Origin of the sequence: Ensifer adhaerens, assembly GCF_002007205.1 — a bacterium.
GTDB lineage: Bacteria > Pseudomonadota > Alphaproteobacteria > Rhizobiales > Rhizobiaceae > Ensifer > Ensifer adhaerens_D.
Map to the genome: position 1 here is coordinate 382,710 of NZ_LAZS01000008.1, position 17,944 is coordinate 400,653.

Genomic DNA, 17,944 nt, shown 5'->3' on the forward strand with positions numbered 1-17,944 from the left:
CCATGCGCGAAACCAACTTCCTCATCGAGAACAACGCCCGCCATCTCTGGCATCCGATGGCACACCCGGCCGAGATGCAGGCGACGCCGCCGCGCATCATCAATGCCGGCGAGGGCGTCGAGATCGTCGATATCCACGGCAAGAAGGTGCTCGATGCGGTCGGCGGTCTCTGGAACGTCAATCTCGGATATTCCTGCGAGCCGGTGAAAGAGGCAATCCGACGGCAGCTCGACGAGCTGCCCTATTATTCGACCTTCCGTGGCACCACCAATTCGCCGCTGATCGAGCTTTCCTACGAGCTCGCGGAATGGTTCCGCGAGGACGGGCTGACGCGCTCGTTCTTCACCTCCGGCGGCTCGGATTCCGTCGAGACCTGCCTGCGGCTTGCACGTCAGTACCACAAGCTCAACGGCCAGCCGGAGCGCACCAAGTTCGTGGCGCTGAAAAAGGGCTATCACGGCACCCATTTCGGCGGCGCCTCGGTCAACGGCAACTCAAATTTCCGCCGCAACTACGAGCCGCTGCTGCCGGGCGTCTTCCATCTGCCGGCGCCCTATACCTATCGCAACCCGTTCGACACCACCGATGGCGTCATCATTGCAAAGGCGATCGCGCGGTTGTTCGAAGACGAGATCGCCTTCCAGGGCGCCGACACGATCGCGGCACTGATCATGGAGCCGGTGCTCGGCGCCGGCGGCGTGATCGTGCCGCACGAAACCTTCATGCCGCTGATGCGCGAGATCTGCGACCGCCACGGCATCCTCTTGATCGCCGACGAAGTGATCACCGCCTTCGGCCGCACCGGCGCCTGGACCGGCTCGCGCCTCTTCGGCGTGAAGCCGGATTTCATGTCGACCGCCAAGGCGATCACCAACGGCTACTACCCCTTCGGCGCCGTCATGATCGCCGACAAGGTGGCTGAGGTCTTCGAGAGCAACCGCACCGCAGCCGGATCGATCGGCCATGGCTACACCTATTCCGGCCATCCGGTCGGTGCTGCGGCAGCGCTCGCAACGCTGAAGGAGACGCGCAAGCAGAACGTGGCGGCGAATGCCGGTGCCCGCGGCGAGGAGCTGATGGCCGGTCTCGAAGCACTCAAGGAGCGGCACGAACTGATCGGCGACGTGCGCGGTAAGGGTCTGATGTGCGCGCTCGAACTGGTCTCCGATCGGGAGAAGAAGACCGGTGCGGCGAAGGACGTCGTCCAGAAGGTCCAGGACGTGACCTATGACGCCGGCGTCATGGTGCGCACGTCAGGCGCCAACATCATCCTGTCGCCGCCGCTCGTCATCACAGCGAACGACGTTGCCCGCATTCTGACGGCTCTCGATGCCGGCCTGACCGCCGCAAGGGGATAACGCCATGACCGGCAACGCGGATCTGATCGCGCGCCGCGAGCAATTGCTCGGGCGCAACATGTCGCTGTTCTACGAGGAGCCGGTGCATCTGGTGCGCGGCGAAGGCGTCTGGCTTTTCGACGCCGACGGCCGCCGCTACCTCGATTGCTACAACAACGTGCCGCATGTCGGCCATTGCCACCCGCGGGTGACCGAGGCAATCGCCCGGCAGGCATCGACGCTGAACACCCACACGCGCTACCTGCACGAGGGCATTCTCGACTATGTCGAGCGGCTGACCGCCACCTTCGACAAGAGCCTCGACACGGCGATCCTGACCTGCACCGGCAGCGAGGCGAACGACGTGGCGCTGCGCATGGCGCAAGCGGTGACCGGCAGGACCGGCGTGATCGCCACCGACCACACCTATCACGGCAATACCGCGGCTGTGTCGCAGCTTTCGACCCGCATGCCGCCGGTCGGCGGTTTCAGTGGCCATGTGCGCCACGTGCCGGCACCCGACAGCTACCGGCCGCTTGGCGGCGCGCAGGGCGCTGCCTTTGCCGCAGCCTTCACCGCCAAGGTGGAAGAAGCGATCGCTTCGCTCGAGCAGAGCTCGCACGGTTTCTCGGCGCTGATCATCGATCCCTTCTTTGCCAATGAAGGATTCCCGGAACTGCCGGCAGGCTTTCTCGACGGCGCCGTCGCCGCCGTCAGAAAGGCCGGCGGTCTGGTCATTGCCGATGAAGTCCAGCCGGGCTTCGGCCGCACAGGCGGCCATATGTGGGGACACCAGAAGGCGGGCCTCGTTCCCGATATCGCCACGCTTGGAAAACCGATGGGCAACGGCCACCCGATCGGCGGTGTCGTTGCGGGCGCCGACACGCTCAACGCCTTCCGCAAGGCGTTTCGCTATTTCAACACTTTCGGCGGCAATCCCGTATCCTGCGCGGCGGCCATGGCCGTGCTTGATGTTATTGACGACGAAAAGCTGATCGAGAACGCCGCCACCGTAGGCACCTATGCCAAAGCGGGACTTGCTCGACTTGCGGAGAAGCACAGCTTGATCGGCGAGATCCGGGGCAGCGGGCTGTTCTTCGGTGCCGAACTCGTCAGCGATCGCGGAGCCAAAACGCCCGCGGGCGATCTCGCGACCAAAGTGATCAACGCCATGCGCGAGCGCGGCGTGCTGATAGGCAAGCTCGGCATCCACCAATGCACGACGAAGATCCGGCCGCCGATGCCGTTTAGCCGCGACAATGCCGATCTCATGCTGTCGACGCTCGACGACGTGCTTGCGGGCCTGTGAGCGGCCGATGTCGGTGGACCTGTCCAAACCCTTTCGCCACGCGCTCGACAATCGCGCGCGTCAGGCACTCGTCCATTGGGGCGTCGCCGACCAGCAGCCGGAACTGCTGAAGTATCGGGAGAATGCTGTGTTTCGCGTCCGCCTTGCCGACGGGCGTCCGGCCGCGCTGCGGCTGCATCGGGCAGGCTATCACAGCGAAACAGCACTCCGCTCAGAGCTGCAATGGATGGCCGCGCTTGGCGATGGCGGTCTCGCGGTTCCGCGGCCGATCGCGGCGGCGGACGGGCGGCTGCTTGTCGCCCTGCCGGACGCTGGCGAACTTGCCGCGCAGCATGTCGATGTCATTGGCTGGGTGGATGGGGAGCCATTGGGCGAAAGCGGAAAACGGTTGTCCCATTCGCCCGGGCGGCTCGTCGAGATTTTCTCGTCGCTCGGCGCCTCGATGGCCGAGATGCACAATCTTGCCGATCGCTGGACGCCACCCGACGGCTTCTGGCGCGCGGCCTGGAACGGGGACGGCCTGATTGGGGAACGCCCAATCTGGGGCCGGTTCTGGGATTGTGAGGGCTTGTCCGCAGCGCCGGCGTCGGCGCTGTCGAACCTTCGCCTCGATCTCCGGCAACGCCTGGCAGTAATGCCGACTCCGGCTAGGGATTTCGGATTGATCCACGCCGATCTCGTACGCGAGAACGTGCTGGTCGACGCTACAGGGGTAAAATTCATCGACTTCGACGATGCGGGCTACGGCTATCGCCTGTTTGATCTCGCAACCGCGCTTTTGAAGAACAGACGTGAGCCGGCATACGAAATGATCGAGGCGGCCCTCATCGCCGGCTATCGCAGCTCGCGCAGCCTTACGGAGGAAGCGCTTGCCGGCCTGCCGCTGTTCCTCGTGCTTCGCAGCCTCACCTATATCGGCTGGTTTGCTGCGCGCCCGGAACTCCCCGGTGCGCGCGAGCGCGTCCGGCGCTACGCCGACGAGACGCTGGCGCTTGCCGAAGAACTGGGTTTCAGATGAACGCGGCGCTGCCGAAGCACTCAATCGTTGAGGTTTGCGAGCTCGTCCAGCATGTCGAGCAGGACTTCGACACGCTCGCGGCCGTAGCGGGTTTCGAGCTCCTCGTAGATCGCCCGGCTTTCCGGGCTGACATCGGCGATCACCCGCATGCCCTCCGGCGCAATCTCGAGCAGGACGCGCCGGCCGTCGTCGGCATCCTTGTGCTTGGTGATCAGGCCGCGTTCTTCCAGCGAGCGAATGATACGGGTGAGGCTCGGTGCCAGAATGAAGGCCTTGTCGGCCATTTCGGACGCATCGACCCGGCCGGCTTCCGCAAGAATGCGGATCACCCGCCATTGCTGCTCGGTGATGTCGTGGCGGGCCAACATCGGGCGGAAATGCGCCATGACCGCTTCGCGTGCGCGCAGAAGCGCGATCGGCAGCGATCGGCGGGTATTGTGCGGCAAAAGGGCGTCGTGACCGAGATCGGTCTTGGTTTTCTCACGGCTCATGGCCGTTCTATCGGACATTTTCTTGCGTTCCGCAATTGGCAGCTGCGGCCACAGACTCCGAGCTGCTTGACACCGCCATCAATTTCATTAACGTGTTAAATATATGAGAGCGCATCGGGAGGAAAGATGCCGCATCTGACAATCGAATATTCCGGCAATCTCGACACCCAAGTCGACTTTGCCCGGCTTTGCCGGACCGTCCACAAGGCGGTCCTCGGCACCGGCCTTTTCGAGCTCGGTGCCGTCAGGGTGCGCACGATCCAGAGCCGCGACTATGCGATCGCCGACCTCCTGCCGGAAAACGGCTTCATCGACATGTCCTTCCGCATCGGCCGCGGCCGCAGCGAGGCCGAGAAGAAGGCCACCGGTGAAGCGATCTTCAAGGCCGTCAGCGACGAGCTTTCGCAGCTTTTCGCTACACCACATTTCGCCCTCAGCCTCGAAATCCGCGAGATCGATCCGGAGCTGAGCTGGAAGAAAAACGCCATTCACCCGCGGCTGCGCGCCTCCAACGGCTAAGCGCGGCCCTCCCCTCAAAAAGACGGCAGTGCGCGGCAAGATCTGCGCCAGCATCGGAGAACATCATGTCCAAGCTCGATGAAAACCTCGCCAAGGCGGAAGGCTATCTCGCCCGCTTCAGACGCGAAGGCGTGTTCAACCACATCGACGGCGAGGCGGTGCCGGCACTTGACGGCGAGACCTTCGAGACGATCTCGCCCGTCGACCTGAAGCCGCTCGCAAGGGTCGCACGTGGCAAGGCAGCCGATATCGATCGCGCGGCAAAGGCTGCGAAGGCCTCCTTCGCCGAATGGGCCGCGATGCCCGGCGAGACGCGCAAGAAGCTGCTGCACAAAATCGCCGACGCAATCGTCGCCCGCGCCGAGGAAATCGCCTTCGTCGAGTGCATGGACACCGGACAATCGCTGAAGTTCATGGCGAAGGCTGCCCTGCGCGGGGCGGAAAACTTCCGTTTCTTCGCCGACCGGGCGCCGGAGGCGCGCGACGGCAAGGTGCTGCGCGGTGGCAACCAGATCAACATGACGACGCGCGTGCCGATCGGTCCGGTCGGCATCATCACCCCCTGGAACACGCCGTTCATGCTCTCGACCTGGAAGATCGCGCCGGCGCTTGCCGCCGGTTGCACGGTCGTGCACAAGCCGGCTGAGTTCTCTCCGCTGACCGCGCGGCTGCTGGTCGAGATCGCCGAGGACGCCGGCCTGCCCAAGGGCGTGTGGAACCTCGTCAACGGCTTCGGCGAGGATGCCGGTCGGGCGCTGACCGAACATCCCGATATCAAGGCGATCGGCTTCGTCGGCGAAAGCCGCACCGGCTCGATGATCATGAAGCAAGGTGCCGAGACGCTGAAGCGGGTTCATTTCGAGCTTGGCGGCAAGAACCCCGTGATCGTCTTTGCCGATGCCGATCTCGAACGCGCGGCAGACGCCGCGGTCTTCATGATCTACTCGCTGAACGGCGAGCGCTGCACCTCGTCCTCGCGGCTCCTGGTCGAAGACAGCATCTACGATCGCTTCACGGCGCTGGTCGCCGAGAAGGCGAGCCGCATCAAGGTCGGCCATCCGCTCGCCCCGGAAACCGTCATCGGCCCGCTCATCCATCCGGTGCACGAGAAGAAGGTGCTCGACTATATCCGCATCGGCCGCGAGGAAGGCGCGACTGTTGCTGCCGGTGGCGAGAAGTTCGACGGGCCTGGTGGTGGCTGCTACGTGACCCCGACGCTATTCACCGGCGCCAACAACACCATGCGCATCGCCCAGGAGGAGATCTTCGGGCCGGTGCTGACCGCAATCCCGTTCAAGGACGAAGCGGAGGCGCTGATGCTCGCCAACGACACACAATACGGCCTGACCGGTTATCTCTGGACTTCGGACGTTACCCGCGCCTTCCGCTTTACCGACCGTCTCGAAGCCGGGATGATCTGGGTAAACTCGGAGAACGTGCGCCACCTGCCGACACCCTTCGGCGGGGTCAAGAGCTCGGGCATCGGCCGCGATGGCGGCGACTGGTCGTTCGATTTTTACATGGAAACCAAAAACATTGCCTTTGCCAGCTCGGCGCATGCGATCGCCAAGCTCGGCGGCTGAGCGCGCTGGCAGAAAATTCTGGAGGAGACATCTATGCCCTTGCCGAAACCGAACCTCTATCCGCCCTTCAACATCGTACGGCTGAGCCATGTGGAACTCGCCGTCACCGATCTCGCCAAGTCGCGCGCCTTCTATGTCGACGTGCTCGGCCTGCAGGTCACCGACGAGACGGCGGACACGATTTATCTGAGGGCCATGGAAGAACGCGGCCACCACTGCATTATCCTGAAGAAGGCGGCGAGCGCCGAGGCGCGCGATCTCGGTTTCAAGGTTTTTGGCGACGAGGATCTCGAAAAGGCGGCGCATTTCTTTAGGGGTAAGGAACTGCCGGTCGAATGGATCGAGCGCCCCTACCAGTCGCGCACCTTCCGCACCCGTGATCCGCAGGGCATTCCGCTCGAATTCTATTCGAAGATGGATCGCCTGCCGCCGATCCACCAGAAATACGCGCTCTACCGCGGCGTGAAGCCGCTACGCATCGATCATTTCAACTGCTTCTCGCCCAATGTCGACGAAGCGGTCGCCTTCTACAACGAGATCGGCTTTCGCGTGACGGAATACACGGCCGATGAAGAAACCGGACGCCTCTGGGCCGCCTGGACCCACCGCAAGGGCGGGGTGCACGACATCGCCTTTACCAACGGCCGCGGACCGCGCCTGCACCACACCGCCTTCTGGGTGCCGACGCCGCTCAACATCATCGACCTGCTCGACCTGATGTCGACCTCCGGCTGGCTCGCCAACATCGAGCGCGGCCCCGGCCGGCACGGCATCTCCAACGCCTTCTTCCTCTATGTGCGCGACCCGGATGGACACCGCATCGAGATCTATTGCTCTGACTACCAGACCGTCGACCCGGATCTCGAGCCGATCAAATGGGACCTGAAGGACCCGCAGCGCCAGACGCTCTGGGGCGCGCCGGCACCGAAATCCTGGTTCGAGGAAGGCAGCGTCTTTGCCGGCGCCGAGATCCGTGACTCGATCCTGAAGGCCCAACCGATCGTCGCGCCTTGAAGGTTTTGAGATAAGGGTCGGGTCGAGCCAGAGAGCAGACGGGAGGACGCAGATGGATCAGAAAAGTTTCGGCGAGTGGTCGCTGAAGGCGGCGCAATGGGGCGCCGACTATCGGGCGTCGCTGCGCGACCGGCCGGTGCGGGCGCAGACGGCACCGGGCGCGATTGCCGCCCAGATCCCGGCACAGCCGCCACGGACCGGCGAAGACATGCAGGCGATCTTCGAGGATTTCGAAAAGATCATCCTGCCGGGCATGACCCACTGGCAGCATCCGCGCTTCTTCGCCTATTTCCCAGCAAACGCCGCGCCGGTCTCCGTCGTCGCCGAATATCTCGTCACAGCGATGGCTGCGCAATGCATGCTCTGGCAGACCTCGCCGGCAGCGACCGAACTCGAAACAAAAGTAATCGACTGGCTGCGACAGGCGATCGGCCTGCCGGAAGGCTTCTCCGGCGTCATCCAGGATTCCGCATCCTCGGCGACGCTGTCGGCCGTGCTGGTCATGCGCGAGAAGGCGCTCGCCTGGCAGGGCAACAAAAAGGGTCTTTCCGGCCAAAAGCAGCTGCGCATCTATTCTTCCGATCAGGTCCACACCTCGATCGACCGGGCGATCTGGGTCTCGGGCATCGGCGAGGAGAACCTCGTGCGCATCCCGGCGAAGGGACCGCGACGCGCGATGGATACCGGCGCGCTGGAAGCGGCGATCCTGAAGGACAAGGCAGCGGGCTTGTTGCCGGCCGGCGTGATTGCCTGCACGGGCGGCACGAGCACGGGCGCGTGCGACGACATCGCCGAGGTGGTGCGGGTCGCGCATGCGCACGGTCTCTACGTTCATGTCGACGCCGCCTGGGCCGGTGCCGCGATGATCTGCGAAGAGTTCCGCGAACTCTGGGCCGGTGTCGATGCGGCGGATTCCGTCGTCTTCAATCCGCACAAGTGGCTGGGCGCGCAATTCGACTGCTCGGCGCACTTCATCCGCAGCCCGGATGATCTGGTGAAGACGCTGGCGATCCAGCCGGAATACCTGAAAACCCACGGGCGCGACGGCATCATCAACTATTCGGAATGGACGATCCCGCTCGGCCGACGCTTCCGCGCGCTGAAGCTCTGGTTTCTGCTTCGCTTCCACGGCCTCGATGGCCTGCAGACGATGATCCGCAACCACGTGCGCTGGTCGGAGCGGCTGGCGGAGCGGCTTGCCGCGCACCAGGATTTCGAGATCGTGACGGCGCCGATGCTGTCTCTGTTTTCGTTTCGCCATCTAAGGGACGCGGATCCGGATGGCCACACCATCGCGCTCGTCAACGCGATCAACGATGACGGCCGCATTTACCTCACGCAAACCCGTGTCGACGGTCGCGTCGCCATCCGGTTCCAGGCGGGTCAGTTCGACATGACGGAAGAGGATGCCGAGACGGCTTTCGAGGTGATCACAGAGGTCGCCGGCGCACTGGGCGAACATCAGAAGAAAACGGGAGCCACCCGATGAACCATCCCCGTTTCGTAACATTCTCAGCCGGCGAAAGGCGCGGCTACGGCCTCGTTTCCGGCAATGGTGTCATCGACCTGTCGAAGCGGCATGGATCGACCTTTCCGACGCTGCGCGAGGTGATCGAGGCCGGCGCCCTTGCCCGGCTTGCCGACCAGGCCGCCGGACTGCAAGCAGACATATCTCTCGATGAGATCCGCTACGAAATCCCGGTCCCGGCACCCGAAAAAATCATCTGCGTCGGTGTCAATTTCCCCGACCGCAACGAGGAATACAAGGACGGCCAGGCGGCACCCGCCAACCCGTCGCTGTTCATCCGCTTTCCGCGCTCCTTTACCGGCCACGGTCAACCGCTGATCCGCCCGCCCGAGAGCGCGCAGCTCGATTACGAAGGCGAGATCGTCATCGTCATCGGCAAGGGCGGCCGTCGCATTCCCGAGACGTCAGCGCTGGATCACATCGCAGCGCTTTCGCTCTGCAACGAGGGCACGGTCCGCGACTGGGTGCGCCACGCCAAGTTCAACGTCACCCAGGGCAAGAACTTCGATCGCACTGGCTCGATCGGCCCCTGGCTGGTGCCCTTCACCGACGAAGCCCAGCTTGCCGATATCAGGCTGGAAACCCGGGTGAACGGCGAAGTGCGCCAGCAGGACCGCACCAGCCGGATGATCTTCTCCTTCCGCAAGATCATCAATTACGTCTCGACGTTTACGACGCTGGTTCCCGGCGACGTCATCGTCACCGGCACGCCGACCGGGGCCGGTGCCCGTTTCGATCCGCCGATCTGGCTGAAGCCCGGCGATATCGTCGAAGTCGAGGCCGAAGGCATCGGCACGCTCATAAACCCTGTCGCCGACGAGGCCTGATCCATGCTCGACAAATCCCAGATCGAGGCGGCAGCAGCCGCGCTCGACGCCGCCGAGAGAGAACGCGTCCAGATCGGGCTGCTGTCGCTCAAACACCCCGAGATGACCATGGACGACGCCTATGCGGTGCAGGCCGCCTGGGTGAAACGGAAAATTGCCGCAGGGCGCCGGGTGATCGGCTGGAAGATCGGCCTCACCTCCAAGGCAATGCAATATGCGCTGAACATCGACATCCCCGATTCCGGCGTGCTCTTCGACGACATGCTGTTTGAGGACGGTGCGCGCATCCCGGGCGTCCGCTTCATCCAGCCGCGCATCGAGGCCGAGATTGCCTTCGTGATGAAGGCCCCGCTTGCCGGCCCCAATGTCACTGTCTTCGATGTACTCAACGCCACGGACTACGTGACCCCGGCGCTCGAAATCCTCGACACCCGCATCCTGCGCGTCGACCCCGAGACGAAGAAGGCGCGCGCCATCGTCGACACCATCTCAGACAATGCCGCCAATGCCGGCATCGTTCTCGGTGGCCGGCAGATGCGGCCGGATGCGATCGACATGCGCTGGATGGGCGCAATCGTCTCGCGCAACGCCGAGGTCGAAGAGACCGGGCTCGGCGCCGGCGTGCTCAACCATCCGGCCCGCGGCATCGCCTGGCTCGCCAACCGGCTGGCGCTCTATGGCGACCGCATCGAGGCCGGCCAGATCGTGCTAGCCGGCTCCTTCATCCGTCCGGTCGAGGCCCGCCATGGCGACACCCTCGTCGCCGACTTCGGCCCCTCCGGCACCGTCAGTTGCTTCTTCGAATAGGACCGACCATGCCCGCTCCGCGCAATCCGTTCAAACAGGCCCTTGCCGAAAAGCGCCCGCAGATCGGGCTCTGGCTGGCGCTTGCCCATCCCTATACGGCCGAGGTCTGCGGCGGCGCCGGCTTCGACTGGCTGCTCATCGATGCCGAACATGCGCCAAACGATGTGCCGCTGCTGGCGGCGCAACTGCAGGCGCTCTCGGCCTCGCCAAGCCACGCCATCGTGCGCCCGCCGATCGGCGAGACCTGGATGATCAAACAGATCCTCGATATCGGCGCTCAGACGCTGCTGGTGCCGATGGTCGAAAGCGCCGAACAGGCCCGCGCGCTGGTGCGGGCCGTGCGCTATCCGCCCCACGGGGTGCGCGGTGTCGGTGCCGCCCTTGCCCGGGCGTCGGCCTTCAACCGCATCCCTGACTACCTGCAGACGGCCAATGACGAGATCTGCCTGCTCGTGCAGATCGAAAGCCGCGCCGGCCTCGCCGCCCTCGACGAGATCGCGACGACCGAAGGCGTCGATGGCGTCTTCATCGGCCCGGCCGACCTCGCCGCCGACATGGGCTTCCTCGGCGAACCGGGCGCGCCCGAGGTTCAACAGGCAGTCGAAGCGGCGCTCGTTCGCATCCAGGCGCACGGCAGGGCAGCCGGTATCCTCACGTCCGACCAGGCACTTGCCCGTCGCTACCTCGAACTCGGTGCGACCTTCGTCGCCGTTGGCAACGACGTCGGTCTGCTGGTCGGCGCAACGTCCAAGCTGGCCGCGGAGTTCAAAGGAGCCAGTGGCGGGACCGATACAACGGTCGGAAAAACCTACTGACCGCCATCGCCTGCGTCGCGGGTGGATGCGGCTGATCAGGTCACGGCCGCCCGCATACGTTGGGCGGTCGCGGACTTTCCCTCGTGTCGATCTGGGAGTATAGCGAATCCACGCCCACCAGCATTGGATCCCGCTCATGACCGATACCGTTCTCGACCGCTTCCTTCGTTATGTCGTCATCGACACCCAGTCCGACGCCAGGTCGAAGACCCAGCCCTCGACGGAAAAGCAGAAGAACCTCGGGCGGGTACTCGTCGAGGAACTGCTGGCGATCGGCCTTGCCGACGCCCATCTCGATGAAAACGGCTACGTCTACGCCACCATTCCTTCGAACGTGGACAAGCCGGTGCCGGTCATCTGCTGGTGCTCGCACATGGACACGGCACCGGACTTCACCGGCACGAACGTCAAGCCGCAGATCGTCAGCAACTATCAGGGCGGCGATATCAGGCTCACGGGCGATCCGCAGCAGGTGATCCGCGTCGCAGACCACCCGGTTCTCAACGACCAGATCGGCAACGACATCGTCACGACGGATGGCACGACGCTGCTCGGCGCCGACGACAAGGCCGGCCTTGCCGAAATCGTCACAGCTGCTCAAGTCCTCGTCGATAATCCCGATATCAGGCACGGCACCATCAAGCTGCTCTTTACCACCGACGAGGAGATCGGCCGCGGTGTCGACAAGGTCGACCTGAAGAAGCTCGGCGCCGAGTTCTGCTACACGGTCGACGGCGAAACGGCCGGCCATATCGAGGACGAGACCTTCTCCGCCGATGGCGTCGAGATCGTCATTCATGGCGTCGCCATCCATCCGGGCTTTGCCAAGGACAAGATGGAGAATGCCATCAAGATCGCCGGCAATATCATTAGCCGGCTACCGAGAGAAGTATCACCCGAAGGCACCGAAGGTCGCGACGGCTTCCTGCATCCGACCGGCGTGACGGGCTCGATGGACAGGGCGCAGCTCGGCCTCATCGTACGCGACTTCGACGAGGCGGGCCTTGCCAAAAAGGAAGCGATGCTCGAGGGCATCGTCAAGGACGTGATGAAGGCCTATCCGGGCTCCACCTACAGCTTCGAGGTCAAGGAGCAGTATCGCAACATGAAGGCGATCCTCGACCGTCACCCTGAAATCGTCGAGAACGCCATCGAGGCGATCCGGCGGGCCGGCATGCAGCCGGTGCGCGGCAGCATCCGCGGCGGCACCGACGGCTCGCGGCTCTCCTTCATGGGCCTGCCTTCGGCCAATCTCTTTGCCGGCGGCCACGCCTTCCACTCGCCGCTCGAATGGATCAGCCGCCAGGACATGGAGCGCAGCGTCAAGACGCTGGTCGAGCTGGCGAAGATCTGGGCCGAACGCGCCTAGACCGAAACGGCACCCACCTCGCACCATTTATAGCCCGGAGAAACAAGGATCGGCCCGCCATAGGCCGATCTCCCGTCAGACCGGGTTGGTGAACGAGGCGGCCGGAAGCGGCCCGGCCGTCATCATCGTAAAATCGAAGGGCGCGCGAACGTCGGCATCGAGCACGTACTGGCGATGAACCCGCAGGAAGTCGCGCTTGATCCGGCGATAGCGCTCCGGAGACAGCATGTGCTTGAGCCGGATGAAGACGATCGGCGGTTGGGGTGCATCCCCGTGTCCGGCAAGCGCCACGACCTGACATCTGTAGAAATTGATGGCATCGGTCAGGCACTGAACGTCGAACCAGAAGATATCCTTGACCCGGGCGATGGCGCCGACACGCGCGCGCAAGACCTCGGCTGAGCGCAGCAGCGCACATTGCAGGATCGCGCCGCCGAGCGTGACGAAGACGACGCGCTTTCCGGCAAAGAGGCCCGGCTCTCGCTCCACCAACGTGCCGATAACCTGGGTGGCGATGCTGGAGCCCATGCTGTGCGAGCTGATGACGTATTCGTCGGCCGGTTCGCTGAGAGCAGCCCGCACGGATGCCAGATTGTCCTCAACCCATTGCTTGAAATAGGGTTTTTCCAGACTGGCAACGGCAACCGCCAACTCCCAGTCGGAAAAGAGGTGCAGTGTATGCCACCTGTCCGACCAGGGGAGGAACAGCCTGAAGAAGACCAGGTAGGCGGCGATCGCACTGAGGACCAGCAACGATGACTCAAGCGCAAGCCAATAGGGGGCGGTGCCGATCAACACGCTGACGGCGAGCCCGATGGCCACGAGCAGGAACGGAAAGAGAAAGAACAGGCCGAACCGCCAAGCATGCCGGAAATAGCCGAAGGCTCCACCTTCCCAGACAACGCGCGCGGCACTCAAGTAGCCCGCGACCATTCTATGAAGCGTGCGCCGGCCGTTCAGACGCCTGACGATATCGTCGTGATCGAAGATGTAGACTCGGCTGGCCGTTTGCCAGTCGACGCCCTGGCTGTCCACGTCGAAGTAGCGGCCAGATCCCTCGATCTGCACCGGCCCGACTTGAACATCGAAATCCTGGAGTTTCGCGGTCTTTGCCGCCGATCGCTTGTAGCGCGCCTGATGCTTGACGGCATCCAGCGGCTCGAAGCCGGGAAAATGCAGCACGATGCGTTTCTTGACGTGCCCGGTCGATTTGTCGCGTGACAAGTGGTTGATCTTTCAATAGGCGCAAAACGCCCGCCCCCGGGCCTCCGAAGAGACGCGGGGAGCGGGCGCTCGATGAACGCCAGGTGGTCCCAGCCTGCCGGAGACGTCAGCGATCTCGGTGTCGAGAATATGGCCAAATGAACCGATACAATGGCGGGGCGATCATATTTTCGATCGCGCCCAGCCCCAATCGCCTGCATCGTGCCATGGGCGCCATTCGGCAGGAACCGCGGATAACGGCCGGCAAAAGCGACGCACGGAACCGGACTTTGGTCCTAAGGGAATCCGACGATTGTCCGGCCGCCGCCGGGGAAAGGTCTGGGAAGGCGCCGCCGGTGCAGACACTCGTTGACTGGCCGTGCCGGCCGTGAGCAAAGTCGAGCGTGCCGGTCTCCGCCGGAACGCGCCCACCCGAGTGTGTCGCGACAATCGCCAGAGGACTGAAATGGCCAATTGCCGAATATTTCTCGCTGCATTCTTCTGGCTGGCGTTCCTCCTGGCAACCACCCTTCCCTACAAGCTCGATCTGACACGCGGGGGCCTGTCGTTCACCGAGACGGCCGCCTTTGCCAAGAACGGCAATAGCGGCAGCGGCAACGGTGGTGGGAATGGTGGCAACGGTGGCGGCAATGGCGGTGGTAACGGGGGCGGAAATGGCGGCGGCAACGGCAATTCCAACGAAAACCGCTCCGGCGGGAACTCCAAGGCCTCACGCGCCAGTGAAGACGCCGTCGACGAAGGCGACAGCGAAACCGGTATCCGCCACAAGGGCGGCATAACCGAGCAAGTCAGGAAGGGGCGCTACATCATGAAGGACGCCCGCGGACGGACGATCATCAACCGGCGCGCAACGACGGCCGACAAGCAGCGCGTGCAGAGCTTCGCGCATTAGAGCGTCTTTCGGGTTCGTCCTGCCCTTCAGGCGTTAGACTGCCCGCATGGCGCTGCGCGCTGCGCGCGGCCATCCCGACCTGCCATACGGCACGGAACGATGATCCGTCACCGCAGATCGGCGCTGACTAATCCACGGTTTCAATCGATCTCCGGCGATTACAGCTCGCGCGCATCACGCAGCACCATCGCCGCCTCGGTGCGGTTGGCGACGCCCAACTTCGTCATGATCTGCGTCATGTGATGTTTCACGGTCTTCTCCTGCAGGTCCAGCTCGATCGCCACATGCTTGTTGCTCATGCCGGCCGCCACCAGGTGCAGGACTTCCTTTTCGCGGGGCGTCAGGCTTGCGACCAGGCCGGATTTCCCAGACGGCGCCGGCGCTTTGGGAGACAAAAGCTTGGCCGACAAGGTCGGTGCCACGTAGCGCTCACCCGAAGCAACGGTGCGAATGACCTCGGCGAGCGCCGACGCACCGACCCCCTTCAACACATAGCCGGTGGCGCCCCGGTCGAGCGCCGCGGTCACGTCGTCGCCGTCTTCGGAGACCGTGAGGATGATGATCTTCTGGCCGGGGGCGACCTCCAGGATCGCCGGTATCGCTTCTAGCCCACCGCCGGGCATGGAAATATCCATGAGCATGACGTCAGGCCCAAGGCTCTGCGCTATCTCGGTCGCGTCGTCCTTCGAACTGCCCTCCGCGACAATCTCGAAACCGTCGATCTCCGACAGGCTGCGGGTCACGCCTTCGCGAAACAGGGGATGATCGTCGACCACCGCAACGCGTATCCTTGCCACCATGATTGTCAAATCTCCTTGACGCTGGTCGTCATGCGAACGGTGGTGCCGGTCGCGGCCACGATGACCTCAAACGTTCCACCGAGACTTTCGATCCGTTCCCTGAGGCCGGCAAGACCGAGACTTGTGGGCGGAACTTTGTCCGGATCAAAACCGGGGCCGCCATCGGCAACCTCGATCGTGACACGATCGCCGACCATCCGCTGCAACACCCGTTGCCTGACACCACCGGCGTGACGATAGCCGTTGTTGAGGGTTTCCTGCACGAAGCGGTAGATGCAAATTTTCGCCGCCTGCGAGAGACGATCGGGAGGATTGGTCAGATGGAGTTCGACCGGCGACCCCGTCCGCTGCTGATGAGCCTTCACGCATCGCTGCAGGATTTCGGCAAGACCGGCCGTCTCGATCTGCGGCAGGACCAGGCCACCGCAGATCGTGCGGATCTCCTGCATCGCCTCGTCCAGGCTTGCCTTGATCGCACCGATTTCGCGCTCGCGCGTGGCCGCTGGGGTTGCGGCCCGCTTCAAGGTCTCGCTACCCAGCCTCAGCGAGGCGTAGGCGACGAGCTGGGCGGGACCATCGTGCAGATCCGCACCGATGCGCCTCAGATAGCTTTCGTTCAACGCGGTGGCCCGCTGCGACGCACGCTGGAGCCGGCCGCGCAACGTTTCGTTCTGCGCAAGCGATGCCGAAAGCTCGTCGACGCGTTGTGCCAGCGCATGACGCTGGCTTTCGATTGTCTTGCTGCCGCGAAGCACGATCGCCGACAGCACGACAAAGAACGCGAGCGTGAAGGCCGCTACCGCCAACCAGGTGTGCGTGCGCGCCTGATTGAGACTTTGCTGAAAATCATGGGCGACTTCATGAAACTCCGACACCGCAACCACCTGCCCCGACCAGGGCTGCAGCACGGGATTGTAGATTGCAAGCGCCGGCACGCCCGCCCCCTTGTCAGCTGTGACATCCCCTTCCTGGTCGAACCGTGCGACCATCCTGCCGGAGAATGCCGTCTGAAGTTCACCGCTGAGTTCGACCTTCGTGCCGACAGTGGCCTGGTCGCTCGCATAAAGGAGCGTGCCGTCGGCACGCCAGAGCCGGAACGAGAGGAGCCGCTCACCCAGCGCGCCCTGGCCAAGGGTCTCGTCCAGCGCACGCGCGACCGTTTCGTCGAGTACTTCGTTCGTCTGCATGTCGGGCAGCAGCGGCGCGATCACGCTGTCGACGTAAAGCGCCGTCGTCGCAGCGGAGTTTCGCGTGACCGCATCTTCAATCCTGTCGGAAACGAAGGCGCCGACCAGAACCATGGCACAGGCCGCGACCGCTCCTCCGATCAGCAGGAACTGCCTGGCAAGGGACTGCGAATTCCAGCGGGTAATGAGTCGATGAATGCGCACCAGGTCTCTCGGATCGGGCCGCCGGCTCGTGCGGCGCGACGATTGTAGCAAGGCCGCGCCAACCTAACCACTCTCATGACAGGGTCAATGGCGCAGCCATCGCGACCGATCTGTTCGGACCTTTGATGCTCCGGAATAGGACCTAGGTCCTAGGCGAAAAGGCAATGGTCGGGGGCCGATGGCGCCGTCTCGGAGGCGCAGATATCGTCTTCACATCGAAGGTCGTGTCTCGATCCGTAAGCAAATGAGAACGACCGGTTGGAAACGAGGAGATATCTATGCCTGTGACGAAGCTGATCGCCCGGAGCATCCTGGCGCTGACACTGGCAGTTGCGCCCGTGGCTGCCGGTACCTTGGGGCTGATCGATTCCGCCTACGCCAAAGGCGGCAATGGCGGCGGTGGTGGCAATGGTGGCGGCGGCAACGGTGGTGGCAATGGCGGTAGCCACGGTGGCAGTTCCGGTCACGGCAAGTCCGACACTTCCCGCGGAAGCAAGGAAACGAAGACCGGCAAGTCCAGCGGAAAGTCGCAGCACAAATCCGGGACCTCCGGCAGCAAGACCAAGGCGACCAAGGCAGCCAAATCGGCAAAAGCCGAGAAACCCGCCAAAACGGTCGTGGTCGTATCGGACCCGGTGGTCGATCCCGTGGTAGATCCCGTGGTGGCGCCCGGATCTAAGCGAGGGTTCAACTCGCTCAACCGCAACTACCACGCCTATCTCAATTCGAACGATCCGAAGATGGCGGCCGTTTCCGCCTACGCAATCGCCTATGCGCAGTTCGAGGCGGAAAACGGCGTCGACGCCATCCCGGCCGATCCGGCGCTGAGCGACGAAGCGTTGCGCCAGGCGCTGGCGGGCTTCACCAAGGATGGCGTGGTGACCGACGACATGGTCGACGAAGCCAAGGGGATTCTCGGGGTCGGCCCCGCCGTCGGCAAGATCGACGAGATCCGCGGCACGCTGCCGCCGCCAACGGTTGTCGTCGTCGAACCGGAGCCGGAGATTGCCCAATAACCAG

General features: G+C 63.8%; 17 protein-coding genes. 13 read left to right on the forward strand and 4 right to left on the reverse strand.

Going from position 1 to position 17,944, the window contains the following annotated elements:
* Window positions 1–2 precede the first annotated feature (2 nt).
* The 3 genes from XB14_RS20055 to XB14_RS20065 are packed head-to-tail and all read left to right on the forward strand — an operon-like array spanning window position 3 to window position 3,664.
* Window positions 3–1,358 carry an aspartate aminotransferase family protein gene (locus tag XB14_RS20055; RefSeq protein ID WP_077963350.1) on the forward strand — a complete coding sequence of 452 codons (1,356 nt, stop codon included), beginning with the start codon at window positions 3–5 and terminating at the stop codon, window positions 1,356–1,358.
* A 4-nt stretch (window positions 1,359–1,362) separates the two neighbouring features.
* Complete coding sequence (locus XB14_RS20060; RefSeq protein WP_077963351.1) at window positions 1,363–2,646, forward strand: aspartate aminotransferase family protein; 1,284 nt, start codon at window positions 1,363–1,365, stop codon at window positions 2,644–2,646.
* A gap of 19 nt (window positions 2,647–2,665) precedes the next feature.
* The gene (locus tag XB14_RS20065; RefSeq protein WP_419178611.1) at window positions 2,666–3,664 is read left to right on the forward strand and encodes a homoserine kinase; all 999 of its coding nucleotides are present in this window, start codon (window positions 2,666–2,668) and stop codon (window positions 3,662–3,664) included.
* A 20-nt stretch (window positions 3,665–3,684) separates the two neighbouring features.
* Here XB14_RS20065 and hpaR read toward each other — a convergent pair whose 3' ends face one another.
* A complete protein-coding gene (gene hpaR / locus XB14_RS20070) occupies window positions 3,685–4,173 on the reverse strand; it encodes a homoprotocatechuate degradation operon regulator HpaR (protein WP_077963353.1) in 489 nt (162 codons plus the stop codon).
* A 108-nt stretch (window positions 4,174–4,281) separates the two neighbouring features.
* Between hpaR and XB14_RS20075 the strand changes: the two genes are divergently transcribed.
* The 8 genes from XB14_RS20075 to pepT all read left to right on the forward strand — a co-directional run bounded on the left by XB14_RS20075 (window position 4,282) and on the right by pepT (window position 12,617).
* Window positions 4,282–4,674: a 5-carboxymethyl-2-hydroxymuconate Delta-isomerase gene (locus XB14_RS20075; RefSeq protein ID WP_077963354.1), complete on the forward strand. Its 393-nt coding sequence runs from the start codon at window positions 4,282–4,284 to the stop codon at window positions 4,672–4,674.
* Between the two features lie 65 nt (window positions 4,675–4,739).
* Window positions 4,740–6,257, forward strand: a complete 1,518-nt coding sequence (gene hpaE / locus XB14_RS20080) for a 5-carboxymethyl-2-hydroxymuconate semialdehyde dehydrogenase (RefSeq protein WP_077963355.1) — start codon at window positions 4,740–4,742, stop codon at window positions 6,255–6,257.
* 33 nt (window positions 6,258–6,290) lie between these two features.
* Complete coding sequence (gene hpaD / locus XB14_RS20085) at window positions 6,291–7,271, forward strand: 3,4-dihydroxyphenylacetate 2,3-dioxygenase (protein WP_077963356.1); 981 nt, start codon at window positions 6,291–6,293, stop codon at window positions 7,269–7,271.
* 52 nt (window positions 7,272–7,323) lie between these two features.
* Complete coding sequence (locus XB14_RS20090; protein ID WP_077963357.1) at window positions 7,324–8,760, forward strand: pyridoxal phosphate-dependent decarboxylase family protein; 1,437 nt, start codon at window positions 7,324–7,326, stop codon at window positions 8,758–8,760.
* Window positions 8,757–9,626 carry a fumarylacetoacetate hydrolase family protein gene (locus tag XB14_RS20095; protein WP_077963358.1) on the forward strand — a complete coding sequence of 290 codons (870 nt, stop codon included), beginning with the start codon at window positions 8,757–8,759 and terminating at the stop codon, window positions 9,624–9,626. The genes XB14_RS20090 and XB14_RS20095 overlap by 4 nt, the downstream gene beginning before the upstream one ends.
* A gap of 3 nt (window positions 9,627–9,629) precedes the next feature.
* Window positions 9,630–10,433, forward strand: a complete 804-nt coding sequence (gene hpaH, locus XB14_RS20100) for a 2-oxo-hept-4-ene-1,7-dioate hydratase (RefSeq protein ID WP_077963359.1) — start codon at window positions 9,630–9,632, stop codon at window positions 10,431–10,433.
* Between the two features lie 8 nt (window positions 10,434–10,441).
* Window positions 10,442–11,248 (forward strand): 4-hydroxy-2-oxoheptanedioate aldolase, encoded by an 807-nt coding sequence (gene hpaI / locus XB14_RS20105; protein ID WP_077963360.1) that lies wholly within the window; start codon window positions 10,442–10,444, stop codon window positions 11,246–11,248.
* Between the two features lie 136 nt (window positions 11,249–11,384).
* On the forward strand, window positions 11,385–12,617 hold the full coding sequence (gene pepT / locus XB14_RS20110; protein ID WP_077963361.1) for a peptidase T: 1,233 nt from the start codon (window positions 11,385–11,387) through the stop codon (window positions 12,615–12,617).
* Between the two features lie 75 nt (window positions 12,618–12,692).
* On the opposite strand, the gene XB14_RS20115 is transcribed toward pepT, so the two are convergent.
* Window positions 12,693–13,841 (reverse strand): hypothetical protein, encoded by a 1,149-nt coding sequence (locus tag XB14_RS20115; protein WP_077963362.1) that lies wholly within the window; start codon window positions 13,839–13,841, stop codon window positions 12,693–12,695.
* A gap of 445 nt (window positions 13,842–14,286) precedes the next feature.
* Here XB14_RS20115 and XB14_RS33295 point away from each other — a divergent pair, with 445 nt between their 5' ends.
* Window positions 14,287–14,733: a hypothetical protein gene (locus XB14_RS33295; RefSeq protein WP_179119623.1), complete on the forward strand. Its 447-nt coding sequence runs from the start codon at window positions 14,287–14,289 to the stop codon at window positions 14,731–14,733.
* 158 nt (window positions 14,734–14,891) lie between these two features.
* On the opposite strand, the gene XB14_RS20130 is transcribed toward XB14_RS33295, so the two are convergent.
* Both XB14_RS20130 and XB14_RS20135 read right to left on the reverse strand, forming a co-directional pair.
* Window positions 14,892–15,533: a response regulator gene (locus XB14_RS20130; RefSeq protein WP_077963365.1), complete on the reverse strand. Its 642-nt coding sequence runs from the start codon at window positions 15,531–15,533 to the stop codon at window positions 14,892–14,894.
* A gap of 5 nt (window positions 15,534–15,538) precedes the next feature.
* Window positions 15,539–16,924, reverse strand: coding sequence for a sensor histidine kinase (locus tag XB14_RS20135; protein WP_077963366.1), 1,386 nt, complete (start codon window positions 16,922–16,924; stop codon window positions 15,539–15,541).
* A 278-nt stretch (window positions 16,925–17,202) separates the two neighbouring features.
* Here XB14_RS20135 and XB14_RS20140 point away from each other — a divergent pair, with 278 nt between their 5' ends.
* Window positions 17,203–17,940, forward strand: coding sequence for a hypothetical protein (locus XB14_RS20140; RefSeq protein WP_077963367.1), 738 nt, complete (start codon window positions 17,203–17,205; stop codon window positions 17,938–17,940).
* Window positions 17,941–17,944: the final 4 nt, after the last annotated feature.